Here is a 12,263-nt window from a genome sequence, read left to right as displayed (position 1 = left end):
ACGCGGGCGCAACGCCACCGGTCCTGGGAACTAGCGACTCCCATGACCCTCTGGAAGCTCGTCGTCCCCTTCGCCGCGGTGCTCGGCGGCGCCATGGCACTGGCGGCACCCGTCACCACGCCCTTCCGCTCCGCCGCGTCCTGCGCGGTGGACGAGCGGGACGGCCGGACCGATCCCGGCCCGCTCGCCCCGTTCGTGGCCGAGCTCCTGGCCGAAGCGGTCGACCTGCGCGACGCCCCCGCCCGACTCGCACGCGCGCAGGAACTGGCCGCACGCGACGACGTGTCGCTCGAGCAGTGGCTCGCCGCCGCGCGCGCGTTCGCGCCGCTGGCCGGACCCGCGCGCGAGCCGGGTCCGTACACGGAGCGGGCCGAGCTGTGGGTCGAAGGACGCGCGGAATCGACCGAACTGCACGTGGTGGTCCCGCCCGACGACGGCCGCACCGGCCCGCGGCCGCTGCTCGTCGCCCTGCACGGCGCAGGCGGCAACGGCCCACAGGAGGCGGCGACGTGGCGCGGCGTCGCGGCCGAACTCGGTGCGCTGCTGCTCGCGCCCACCGAGGCCGGCGACAACGTCGGCTACGCGAGCAGCACGCGCGAATCGGCCGCCGTGCTCGCAGCCATCCGTTGGGCCAGGCGGCACCACGACGTGGACGAGAACCGCATCTGGATCACGGGTTTCAGCCGCGGTGGACACCTGTGCTGGGACGTCGCGCTGCGCCATCCGGGCCTGTTCGCCGCCGCCGCGCCCATGGCCGGCGGACCGCGCCTGACGCTCGAGAACGGCGCGAACAGCTTGCGACTCGTCGAGAACCTCGACGGTCTGCCGACCCTGGCCCTGGCCGGAGCGCTCGACGATCCGGCGCTCGTCTGGACCCTCGGACGGATCGGCGTGCTGCTCGAGCGTTTCGAGGTGAGCGGCGCCGAGGTGCGTCTGCTCGACGGCACGGGGCACGCCTTCGCCCCGCTGGCGCACGCGGACTGGGCCGACTGGTTCGCGGCGCGCGTTCGGGACCCGTGGCCGACGCGCGTCGTGCGCCTGTCCGCGCGCGCAGGTGAGTCGCGCCGGGCCTGGCTCGAGATCATGGCCTTCGGCAAGGACGTGGAAGAGACGTTCCAGCCGCGCATCACGGTGCGCAAGGGCGAGGAGCTGTCCGACGCCGAGCTGCGGACGAAGATCGACGAGCTGGCGCGCGAGCGAACGGCGCGCGTGGTGGCCGAACGGGGCGACGACGGCGTCGTGCGCATCGAGAGCGAGAACGCGACCGAGGCGCGCTTGCTGGTGCCGGCCGAGTGGATCGACGAGAAGGGCCGCGTGGCCGTGAAGTCGGGCTCGAGCACGAAGCGCCTGCGCACCGAACCGGACGTCGCCGTGCTGCTCGCGGACTTCGTCGAGCACTTCGACCGCACGCGCCTGCCCGTGGCGGAGGTGGTCGTGAAGCTGAAGTCGCGCTGAAGGACGCGCGTCGCGAGCGCCGGTCGTTCAGAGACCGGCGCCGAACTCGGGCGGGCGCTGGCGCACCACTTCGGGCGTGCCTTCCTCGCCGAGGATGTCGAGCACGTCGAGCTCGACGCAGCGACACGGCACGCCGAGCAGACCCGAGAGACTCGGACGCGTGGCGCCGTCCTCGCCGGACAGGACCTCCTTCACGTAGGTGCCGTGCTGGGTCGAGAGCTCGACCTCGAACATGCGCGACGGGCCTTCGACCGGCTCGCGCGAGGCGTTGCACGGACGCGCGGCCTCGAGCTCGATCCAGCGCTCGCGCTCGAGATCGGCGCGGCGGTGGGCGACGCGCTGGGGCGTGCGCTGCGCGATCGTGCGGCGCTCGCCGAGCAGCGCCTCGAACGCCGCCGGATCGACCGGTTCGTCGCACTCGACCAACGCGCCGTAGCGCTTGGCGTGCGGCGTCTCCTTCAGGTAGGCGACGCGCGCCTTCTCGCTGTGGTGCAGACCGACCACCTCGAGGCGCCCCTCGTTGCGGCGGTTGACCTCGGCCTCGAGTTCGGCGAGATCCACGTCGAGCACCTTGGGACTCTCGAGCTCGAGCACGAACGGCCGGCCCGATCCGAGCATCCGCACGTCCACGTCCTCGCGGCCCGAGCCGTGGAACTTGTTCTTGCGCGTCCCGAAGGCCTTGCCGACGACCCAGGCCACCAGCTGCTGGACCGAGTCCTTCGCCAGGGTGCCGAAGCCCTCGCAGCGCTCGCAGTTGCGCTTGCGCCGCGGATGCCCCTTGCACTCCGGGCAGTACAGGATCGTCTGGGGCAGGTCGCGGGTGAGCTTGCGGTACCGGCCCTCGAGGAAGACCTTGGCCTTGGGTGCTGAGTTCATGGCTGGGGCGGAGCATAGCGGCGCAGCGCCCCCCAGCCGTCGACGACCCCGCGCGAAGTTGACCGAACCCGGGCACGGCCGAACGAGAGGAAGGGTGCGACCGCCGGCCCGCGGTCCCGCGAACGCGCGGTCGATCCGAACCGGTGCGGCGCTACCATCTGCCCCGTGCATCCCGTTCTGTTCGAGATCGGCGGACGAACGATCAGCTCCTTCGGGACGCTCGTCGCGCTGGGGTTCCTGGTCGCCGCCCAATGGGTCTGGCCCCGGCTCCTGTCGGTGTACGGCAGCGATCCGCGCACCGATCCCGCGCGTTCGGCTTCGGTGGCCCTGTGGGTGCTCGTCGGGCTCCTGCTCGGCGGACGCCTCGTCTTCGCCGCCGTCGAGGTCGCGCGCCACCTCGCGGGTCAGAGCGGGCCGGAGTCGCTCGGCGCGGCGTTCCTCGCGTCTCCGCTCACGGCCCTCGATCCGCGCGGCGGCGGCATGGTGATGTACGGCGGCCTGTTCGGCGGACTCGTCGCCGGCTGGTTCGCCTCGAGACGCAGCGGCCTGGCCCTCGCGCGCGCCTTCGACACGGGTCTCGTCGCGGCCTTCGTCGGCCAGTCCATCGGACGCGTCGGCTGCCTGATGGTGGGCGACGACCACGGTTCGAAGGTGCCGAGTGCGCTCGAGTGGCTGCCCTTCCCGTTCACCTACCGCGTGCCCGACGCGGCCTGGCTCGACGCCCACCCGAAGAGTCTCTTCGTGCGCGAGCTCGCCGGCGAGACGGTCTGGGCCACGCAGACCTGGATGTCGCTCAACGCGCTCGCCCTGGCCTGGATCGGCGCGCGACTGCTGCGACGCGGCGCACGTCCGGGGACCACGGCGCTCGTGCTGCTGATCCTCTACGGCGCGTCGCGCTTCGTGATCGAGCTCTTCCGCGGCGACGCGGTGCGCGGCCTCTGGTTCGGCGGTTCGCTGTCGACGTCCCAGCTCGTGTCGATCCCGCTCGTGCTGGTGGCGCTCTTCCTGTTCGTGCGGCGCGGGCGATGATCCTCGTCGGCGGCATCGACGAGGCCGGACTCGGACCGCTGCTCGGGCCTCTCTGCATGGGCGCGTGCGGCCTGCTGGTACCGACGGTCGAGCGCGCCGACGCACGGCTGTGGGACGTGCTCGCGGAGGCCGTTTCGCGCGACGTGAAGCGCGACAAGGAGCGCCTGGTCGTGGACGACAGCAAGCGCGTCTACAGCCGCAACGACCGCGGCCGCCGGCGACTCGAGACGACCGTGCTGTGCTTCGCGCGCGCGGGCGGTGGGGCCGTCTCCGCGATCGAGGACCTCGCGCTCGGCGGCGACGACGAGGCGCGCTGGCTCGCGCGCTACCCCTGGCGCGACGGCGCCCCCATCGCGGCCCCCACCTGGATCTCGCCCGACTTCGTCGAGCTGCGCGCGGCGCCGCTCGAACGCGCGCTCGAGCAGCACGACGTGCGGATCGCGCTCCTGGGCGTGCGCTCGGTCGAACCGGGGGAACTGAACGCCGCGATGGACGCCAGCGGGAACAAGTCGCGCGCGGCCTGGGAGTTCGCCGCGCACGACCTGCGGCTCTTGCTCGAGCGCGCCATCGCCGCCGGCGCCGAACGGGCCGACATCACGATCGATCGCCAGGGCGGCCGCGCCCACTACGGCCCGCAACTCGCCCGCGCGCTGCCGGTCGGCTTCACCGTGCACCTGGTCGAGGAGACCGAAGGCGTCTCGCGCTACCGGCTGACCGGCCCGATCGAGGCGCGGATCACGATCGCGGAGAAGGCCGAACTCGGGAGCTTCACCACGGCGCTCGCCTCCTGCGCGGCGAAGTACGTCCGCGAGCGCTCGATGCAGGCCCTCAACGACTGGTTCGCCGAGCGGATCGACGGACTCGCGCCCACCGCTGGCTACACGACCGACGGCCGGCGTTGGCTGAACGACGTCGCGACCCGCGCACCTGGGGTCCTCGCGGAGCTCGATCGCGACCTCGTCGTCCGGCGCCGCTGAACGTCTCGGCGGACGCACTTCGCGGGCGAGCAGCACGGTGACGGCGGTCGCGGTGGTGGTACCTTTCTCGCCCCCGCGCTCCGCCTCGGGCCCACGCCCGCGGAGCACCGACCGCCCTCCCGCGAACGCCTTCCTCCCCGACCCTTGAAGATCGCCATCCTCGGCGCCGGTGTGTCCGGCATGTCCCTCGCCCGTTTCCTCGTCGAGGGCGGGATCGAGCAGGACTCCATCACGCTCTTCGAGGCCGCACCCGTCGCCGGGGGACTGTGCCGCAGCAAGCGCGTCGGCGAATTCACGTACGACGTGGCGGGCGGGCACATCCTGTTCAGCAAGGACGCCGAGGCGATGGCGTGGATGAAGGAACAGGCCGGTGGCGAGGACGCGTTCGTGAAGCGCGACCGCAACACGAAGATCCGCTTCGGGTCCGAATGGGTGCACTACCCGTTCGAGAACGGACTCGGCGACCTGCCCGAGGGACCGCGCTTCGAGTGCGTCAGCGGGTACGTGAAGGCCTGGCACGAGCGCATGGGACCGGACGGCACGACGCCCGTCACCGAAGCGCCCAAGGACTTCGCGAGTTGGATCCGCTGGCGCTTCGGCGACGGCATCGCGGACCACTTCATGGACCCGTACAACGAGAAGATCTGGAAGCGCCCGCTCGCGGACATCACGTCCGAGTGGGTCGCGGGCCGCGTGCCCGACGCGCCGGTCGACGACGTGCTGAAGAGCGCGATCGGGATGCGCACCGAGGGCTACACGCACCAGTCGGTCTTCTACTACCCGAAGGAGAACGGCTTCCAGGCGATCACCGACGGTCTCGCGGCCAAGCTCGAGAGCCGCATCCGACTGTCGACCCCGGTGCAGCACGTGGCGCGCAAGGGCGAGGGCTACACGGTCGACGGCGAGGAGTTCGACCAGGTGATCTGCACGCTGCCGCTCGACGTTCTGCCGCGCATCGTCGAAGGGCTGGACGCGGGCGCCGTGCAGGCGATGGAGTCGCTCGAGTACAACGCCGTGACCTGCGTGCTGGTCGCTCTCGATCGCCCGGAGCAGCCGAACCTGTCGTGGATCTACCTCCCGCACACCGAACAGGGCCCTGCCAACCGCGTCACGTACATGTCGAACTACTCGCCGGGCAACGCGCCGGAGGGTCAGACGTCGTTGATGGCCGAGATTACGTCGAACGGACGCGGTGAGGCCCCCGGGCCGCAGATCGCCGAGGAGACCGTCGAGGGCCTTCTGGCCGCCGGACTGCTGCACCGCGAAGAGGTGCTGTTCACCGACATCTCGACCTCGAACCACGCCTACGTCGTCTACGACCACGGCTTCTCCGCGAAGCGTGCGGCGGCGCTCGAAGGCCTCGAACGCCTCGGGATCGTGCCGCTCGGTCGCTTCGGTCGCTACGAGTACGACAACTCCGACCAGTGCGTCATCAAGGCGCGCGCGCTCGCGGCCGAACTGGTTCCCAAGTGGACGCAGGGGTGAAATCGGGCCGAGCCTGCGCGTTCACGAGCGAGCCGCGCGCGATCTCCGTCGTCGTCCCCACCTGGAACGGTGGCGAGCGGTTCAGGGCGCTCCTCGAGCGCCTCGCGACGCAGCAGGTCGACGGCGGATTCCAGCTGGTCGTGATCGACTCGTCGAGCAGCGACGGAAGTGCGGACGCGGCGCGCGCCGCCGGAGCGCTGGTCGAGGTGATCGACCAGTCCGAGTTCAACCACGGCGCCACGCGCAACCGCGGCATCGCGCGCTCGAGCGGCGAGCGCGTGCTGCTGTTGACCCAGGACGCGATCCCGCTGGACGACGACTACGTGGCGACGCTCGCACGCGTGTTCGACGAAGCGCACGTGGACGCGGCCTACGCGCGGCAGTTCCCGCTGCCCGACCAGGACCCGATCCTGGCCGAACGCCTGCGCAACTGGGCCGCGACGCGCAGCGAGCCCAGCGACCAGACGCTCGCCGCCGGCGATCCCGACGCCGCGTTGGCCGCGTACCTCGCGCTCGAACCGCTCGAGCGCCTGGCGGCCTGCGCGTTCGACAACGTGGCCTCGGCCGTGCGGCGCACGACCTGGGAGCGCCACCCGTTCCCCGCCGCGCCCTTCGGCGAGGACGTGGCTTTCGGCAAGGAACTGCTGCTGGCCGGCGGCACGATCCGCTTCGAGCCGCGCGCCAGCGTCGAACACAGCCACCCGATCGACCTGGTGCGCGAGTTCAAGCGCCTGTACTGCGACCACCGCAACCTCCACCAGCTCTTCGAGGTGCGCACCGTGCCGACCTGGCGCGCGGTGTGGGACGGCTGGCACTGGCAGCGGCGCACGTACTTCGAACTGCTCGACCGGCTGCCCGATCTGACCCCGTCCGAGCGCCGCCGCTGGAAGCGCTTCGCGATCCCCTACTCGCTCGCCGAACCGCTGGCGCAGTTCCTCGGCGCGCGCAGCAACTGGAAGGTCGGCGCGAGTCGCTTCTGGACCGCGGTCGACCGCCGTCTGCGCCGCGGCGTCTGAGCACACCCGCTCCGGGACGCAGCGGTTCGCGCGAGCTGTCGTGAACGCCCCCAGCGCTGCGACGTTGTCCGCGCGTCGCGCCCCTCGACCCGACCATGCACCACACCGACTCCATCCGCACCACCACTGGCCGAGGGCGTTCGACGGCGCCGCGGCTCGCCGGACTGCCCGTCGACGCCGTGTTCCTGGCCGCCGTGTTCCTGGCCGCCGTGTTCCTGTCCGGCTGCTCCGACGATCCTGCGCCCGGACCCACGGCCGGCGCGGGCACGGCGAGCGAACAGGGGCAGGCGCCCACCGCGCCGCGCCCGCCCGACCACATGCTCGCCGCCGACCCGCGCGCGACGCCCAACTGGTTCGAGGGGCCGCGCGCGGACTGGCCGGCGCTCGTCGCGACGCACGACGCCGACCTGCGCGGCTTCGGCACGCTGGACGGCGGCGTGGGATTCCTCGGCCGGACCCGCGAGGGCGAACTGATCGCGGTCACGTCGAACTGGTACGTCTCGCGCGACGCGGGGCTCTCGGCGGAGATCGACCTGGCCTACTTCGAACAGCTCGTGAAGCGTTGGGAGCTGCGCGCGGAAGAGCGGGCCGACGGCTCACGGGACCCCGGCGCGGTGCGCGTCACCGGCCGCGCGCGCTCGGGACTCGAGGTGCCCGGAGCGGATCTGCTCCTGCTCTCGGCGCGGACGGTGGACGACGCGCCGCCGCCGTGCGCGATCCTCGCCCTGTCGGAACGCGTCCCCGCCGTCGGCGAACAGCTGGTGGTCGTCGGCGCGGGAGGACTGGTCGTCGACACACGTCTTCACGCCTACGCACCGGGCGCTGGACTCGCGTTCGACCTGCCCGCGGGAACGCCCGTCGACGGACTGCTCGGTGGTCCGGTCCTGGACGCGAACGGTGCCGCGGTGGCCTGCGTGACCGCGCTCGACTGGGACAGCGACGGCGACGTGCCGAGCGCCGGCGAAACGGTGCGCGCCGTGGCCCAGGCTCTGCGCCCGTTCCTGCTCGCGCCGCCCCCGTTGATCGGGACCGCGGTGCGACTCGACAACCCCGGCTACGACCAGGTGGCGTTCTCGAAGGACGGGTCGCTGATGTTCATGGGCAACGCGGTGCTCGGCGGCGCAGCGGTCGTCACGTGGCCCGACGCCCTGCCGTTCGCGGGCGCGGACCTGCCCAAGGGCGAGGGGGCCGGCGCGTTCACCGACGCGGGTTGGCTCGTGACGGCCGGACGCGGGGGCACGTACAGCGTGTTCGACACGATCTCGCGCACGTCGCTCGTCGAGGGCGACACGGACCTGCCGGTGGTCACGGCGATCTGTGTACTCGACGAGCGCCACGCCATCTTCGGCTCGTCCTTCGCCGATCGCTGCCTGCTCGTCGATCTGGCCGTGGGCGCGACGCTCGAGCAGTTCGACTTCGGCGCGACGAGTTTCGCGCTCTCGCCCGACGGTGCCGAGTTGGCGGTCGGAGGAGCGGACGGAGCGGTGTTCTGCCTGCGGGTGCGACGTGACTCGACGGGCTCGCTCCTGACCGACCCGACCGAGCTCGCCGGCCACGCCGAGTCGGTCGTGGCCCTGGCCTGGTCGCGCGACGGCGATCTTCTGGCCAGTGGCAGTTGGGACGACTCGGTGCGCGTTTCGAGGCGCGGCTCGGGCGAGGAGCTGTGGTCGGTGACCGGCGCGAGCGACGTGAACGACGTGTGGTTCGACGACGCGGCGCGCCTGTGGGTGGCGACCGGTTCGACCGAGGAGGTGGACGGCGTCCGCGCCCCCACCGCGTGCTACGTGCGCGTCTTCCGCGGCCTCGACGGGCTCGAACTCATGCGCAGCCACGACCAACCGACGCCGGTGGTGGCGTTGATCGATCGGACGGAAGCGCTCGACGAGAGCGGGACCGCCGGACTCGACACCCGTGTGCTCGGCCTGACCGTCGGGCCCGACCACTTCCGCTGGACGGCACCGGCGCCCTGAACGGCGCCCTGAACGGCGCCTTGAACGGCGAGCGGGCGCGCCCTCCGGGTCTCGGAGAGCGCGCCCGCTCGCACACGGACCGAAGGGTCCGAGTCAGCCGACGTTGAGCGGCGCCTCCGCGTCGAGCGCGGCCGCCGTCGCAGCGACCACGGCCGCGATGCGCACCGCGTCCTGGATCATCTCGCGCGTCGCGCCGTGCTGGGTCAGAACCTGCTCGTGCGAGGTGATGCACATGCCACAGCCGTTGACCGCGGAGACGGCGATCGACCACAGCTCGCGGTCGACCTTGCCCTCCGAACCGCCGCCCAGAGCCTGCATGCGCAGACGCGCGGGCATCTGCGAGTACTGCTCGTTCCCCACCAGGTGCACGAAGCGGTAGTAGACGTTGTTCATGGACATCGTCGTCGCGACCGACTTCACCAGCGCCACGTCCTCGGGCGAGAGCTTGGTCGCCGCTTCACCCTCCGCCGCCGCGAGCAGCTCGCGGTTGCGCGCGGCGAAAGCCGTGGCGAGCAGGCACCCGTAGAGCTGGCGCTCGGTGAGGTGCTCGCTGCGAACGATGTTGGAGAGGTTCAGGCGCATGTCCTTGGCCGTCTCCGGCAGGCGTGCGCGCAGGTCTTCGATGTTCATGACGGTCGTTGGCGCGATCGGCGGTGGTGATCCGAGCGGGAGCGTTCGATCGCGATCAGGGGATCGTGATCGTCTCCTCGCCCTTGGTCCAGTTGCACGGGCACAGCTCGTCGGTCTGCAGGCCGTCGAGGATGCGCAGGGTCTCCTCCGGGTTGCGGCCGACGCTGAGGTCGTTGACCGAGACGTGACGGATCACACCCTCGGGGTCGACGATGAACGTCGCACGCAGGCAGACGCCCTCGTTCTTGTCGAGGATGCCGAGGGCGGCCGAGAACTCGCGCTTGACGTCGGCGAGCATCGGGAAGGGCAGATCACGAAGGTCCGCGTGGTCGCGGCGCCAGGCGAAGTGCACGAACTCGGAGTCGGTCGACAGGCCGAGGACCTGGGCGTCGCGGTCGGAGAACTCGCCGTTCATGCGGCCGAAGGCAGCGATCTCGGTCGGGCAGATGAACGTGAAGTCCTTCGGCCAGGCGAACACGACCAGCCACTTGCCGGGGTAGCTCTTGTCGGTGAGGTCCTTGAAGGCGGTGTTCGGCGAGTCGATGCCGACGGTGGCCTGGAGGGCGAATTCGGGGAGGTGGTCTCCAACGGTGAGCATGGTGGTCTTGGCTGCAGCGCGGCGACGGAGCCGCTCGTGGGTTCGGATCGGACGTTCGAGCCGCGGTTCGACCACGGCGAGGCGGGATTCTGGGCCGCTGCCGGTGAGAAGTCCAATCACTTTGCACGCTGCTCGCCATCGCCCGAGGTGATCACAGACCTGAATCCGTTCGAGCCCGCAACACGGTTCAGATCGGGCCGCTGTCGAGGGCACTCTCCTCGGTGGCGGAGGGCGGGCGCCGAACGTCGAACACCAGCGCGGAACGCAGCTAGGGTGGACGTCCGATGTCCTCGCCCATCCGCCGCTCGCTCGCCGCCAGCACCTTCGTCCTCCTCCTGGCCCTCTCCGCGATCGCGCTCTGGTCGCGCGCCGACGAACGTCTCGACTCACTGGAGTCGGGAGCTCGCTCGACCGTCGATCACGAGGTCGCGCCGGTCGAACTCGCGGGCGAGAGCACCACTCGCGTCGGAAGGGAGAAGGACGCGCGGCGGACCGTCGACGCCGTGCCCGCGGAGCCGGTGCCCGCCACCCCGGGGACCGAGTCCACGTCCCTCGTGGTGCAGCCGATCTGGGTCGATGGCGAGGCGCCGGCGGAAGGCGCGGTGCTGCGCCTCGTCCCGGACGGTTGGGGCGAGCGGAGCAGCGTGGAACTCGGAGCCGACGGACGTTGGACCGTCGACCGGAGCCAGCTGGGCGCGTTCGGCGCGGAGCTCGCGCTGCGCTGCCCGGGTCACTGGATCGACGGTGGCCAGTGGCTGCTGGCGTCGGCGACAGGCGTGCGCGACCTACGGATCTACACCGCCGGTTCGATCGAGGTCACGGTCAGCGGATACGCGGAGGGTGTGGAGCGCACCGTCGCGGTGCCGGCGGATCGCCACGGATCCACCTGGGGCGACCTCGTCTTCGAGGGCGGCACGAAGCGGCGACTTGCATCGGGGCTGGGCGTGGCACGGTTCGAGGGCCTGCGCGTCGGCGTCCACCAGGTGCTGCTCTTCGACCCGACGCACGGCTCGGCCGACGCCCGCCCTATCGACCGGCGGACGGTCGTGGTCCGCGGCGGCGCGACGACGAAGGTCCACCTCGACGCCGCCGACCGCGAGTTCGGGGCGGTCCTGACCGGTCGGGTCCTGCGCGGCGGCGAGCCGGTCGCGGGCTACGAGGTCCGCGGTCTGGGCTTCGTCGAAGCGCAGTTGGTCGTCGCGACGTGCGTGAGCGACGAGCACGGGGTCTACCTCCTCGAGCTCGCGGCGCCCGGCTGGTTCGAGGTCCGCGCTGGCCCACCGGGACCCTCTGAACCGCACGTCCTGTGGACGCTCCACGTCGGCCGCGCGACCTACCAAGACCTCGAAATGCCCGGCGGCTCCCTCGTCGCGGCCCTCACTGGTTTCGGCGTGCCGGTGAGCGTCAGCGTGCGGCGGCACGAGTCCGAGTTCGAGGCCCTCGGCCGCGAACAGCGCGCCTGGCGCGAGGCGGCCGACGGCGACCTGGTGGTGGTGGAGGGGCTCGAGTCGGGTCGGTACGAGGTCCAGGTGCGTCCGCGCCAGGGGTCCTACGGTCGACTGGCGGCACGGATCGTCGAGGTGTTGGAGGACGGTCCGCCCACCCGCGTGGAGCTCGCGGCGACGGCGACGCACAGGTTCGATGTCCGCGTGGTGGACCGGACGGGGGCGCCCGCCGATTCGGTGAACGTCTACTGGCGCCTCACCGGCCCCACCGTCCCCGACTGGCACCGCCTCGGTCGAACGGACGACGCGGGCCTCGTGAGCGGCCAGGTTCCGCAGGGCGTGCCCCTTCTCCTGCAGGTCGAGCGGCGGGCAGCTGGCATGCCTCTTCAGGCCGCCCTCGCCTCGCGCACCCTCGAGGTCCTGGGCTCGAGCCCTTCGGACGCTCGAGCCTCGGACGACGCGGGTCTTGAACCGTTCGAGATCCGCTGCGAGGCCGCAGGTGCACTCGTGGTGAGCCTCGAGAGCGCCGGTGCTTCGGTCCAGTTCGACGCGCTGCTGTTCGAACCGGACGGTTCGCGACCGGTCGTCGGAGGGAGCCGCGGATTCGACGTCGAACGACACATCGAAACGCTGGCACCGGGTCCGTACGACCTGGTCGCGCGCGACATCACCGGTCGCATCTACCGTCGACGCGTGGTCGTCGAGGCCGGATCGACGACGCGCGTCACGCTGCCCTGAACGGGAGCGCGACGCGCGTCGTGCGGGAACCGGTCGCGACGGGC

The 12,263-nt window shown here is 71.8% G+C and carries 10 protein-coding genes; 7 read left to right on the top strand and 3 right to left on the bottom strand.

The annotated features are described in order from the left end of the window. Nucleotides 1–42 precede the first annotated feature (42 nt). The gene (locus Pla163_RS08305; protein WP_145186404.1) at nucleotides 43–1,455 is read left to right on the top strand and encodes an alpha/beta hydrolase; all 1,413 of its coding nucleotides are present in this window, start codon (nucleotides 43–45) and stop codon (nucleotides 1,453–1,455) included. Nucleotides 1,456–1,482: 27 nt separating this feature from the next. Here the strand turns inward: Pla163_RS08305 and Pla163_RS08300 are convergent, their stop codons facing one another. After that, a complete protein-coding gene (locus Pla163_RS08300; protein ID WP_419186459.1) occupies nucleotides 1,483–2,331 on the bottom strand; it encodes a tRNA pseudouridine(54/55) synthase Pus10 in 849 nt (282 codons plus the stop codon). A gap of 165 nt (nucleotides 2,332–2,496) precedes the next feature. Here Pla163_RS08300 and Pla163_RS08295 point away from each other — a divergent pair, with 165 nt between their 5' ends. The 5 genes from Pla163_RS08295 to Pla163_RS08275 all read left to right on the top strand — a co-directional run bounded on the left by Pla163_RS08295 (nucleotide 2,497) and on the right by Pla163_RS08275 (nucleotide 8,808). Further along, nucleotides 2,497–3,360 (top strand): prolipoprotein diacylglyceryl transferase, encoded by an 864-nt coding sequence (locus tag Pla163_RS08295; RefSeq protein ID WP_419186458.1) that lies wholly within the window; start codon nucleotides 2,497–2,499, stop codon nucleotides 3,358–3,360. After that, nucleotides 3,357–4,337 carry a hypothetical protein gene (locus tag Pla163_RS08290; RefSeq protein WP_145186395.1) on the top strand — a complete coding sequence of 327 codons (981 nt, stop codon included), beginning with the start codon at nucleotides 3,357–3,359 and terminating at the stop codon, nucleotides 4,335–4,337. The genes Pla163_RS08295 and Pla163_RS08290 overlap by 4 nt, the downstream gene beginning before the upstream one ends. A gap of 144 nt (nucleotides 4,338–4,481) precedes the next feature. Then, nucleotides 4,482–5,822 (top strand): protoporphyrinogen/coproporphyrinogen oxidase, encoded by a 1,341-nt coding sequence (locus Pla163_RS08285; protein WP_145186392.1) that lies wholly within the window; start codon nucleotides 4,482–4,484, stop codon nucleotides 5,820–5,822. Then, nucleotides 5,819–6,838: a glycosyltransferase family 2 protein gene (locus Pla163_RS08280; RefSeq protein ID WP_419186457.1), complete on the top strand. Its 1,020-nt coding sequence runs from the start codon at nucleotides 5,819–5,821 to the stop codon at nucleotides 6,836–6,838. The genes Pla163_RS08285 and Pla163_RS08280 overlap by 4 nt, the downstream gene beginning before the upstream one ends. A gap of 95 nt (nucleotides 6,839–6,933) precedes the next feature. After that, nucleotides 6,934–8,808, top strand: a complete 1,875-nt coding sequence (locus Pla163_RS08275; protein WP_145186386.1) for a WD40 repeat domain-containing protein — start codon at nucleotides 6,934–6,936, stop codon at nucleotides 8,806–8,808. A gap of 93 nt (nucleotides 8,809–8,901) precedes the next feature. On the opposite strand, the gene ahpD is transcribed toward Pla163_RS08275, so the two are convergent. Continuing rightward, nucleotides 8,902–9,438, bottom strand: coding sequence for an alkylhydroperoxidase, AhpD family (gene ahpD / locus Pla163_RS08270; protein WP_145186383.1), 537 nt, complete (start codon nucleotides 9,436–9,438; stop codon nucleotides 8,902–8,904). A gap of 55 nt (nucleotides 9,439–9,493) precedes the next feature. Continuing rightward, nucleotides 9,494–10,036 (bottom strand): peroxiredoxin, encoded by a 543-nt coding sequence (locus Pla163_RS08265; RefSeq protein WP_145186380.1) that lies wholly within the window; start codon nucleotides 10,034–10,036, stop codon nucleotides 9,494–9,496. Nucleotides 10,037–10,320: 284 nt separating this feature from the next. On the opposite strand from Pla163_RS08265, the gene Pla163_RS08260 reads away from it, so the two are divergent. After that, nucleotides 10,321–12,219 (top strand): DUF4198 domain-containing protein, encoded by a 1,899-nt coding sequence (locus Pla163_RS08260; RefSeq protein WP_145186377.1) that lies wholly within the window; start codon nucleotides 10,321–10,323, stop codon nucleotides 12,217–12,219. The last annotated feature ends 44 nt before the right edge of the window (nucleotides 12,220–12,263 follow it).

Origin of the sequence: Rohdeia mirabilis (assembly GCA_007750655.1) — a bacterium.
Taxonomy (GTDB): Bacteria; Planctomycetota; UBA1135; order UBA1135.
This window is presented reverse-complemented; position numbering and strand designations above follow the sequence as displayed.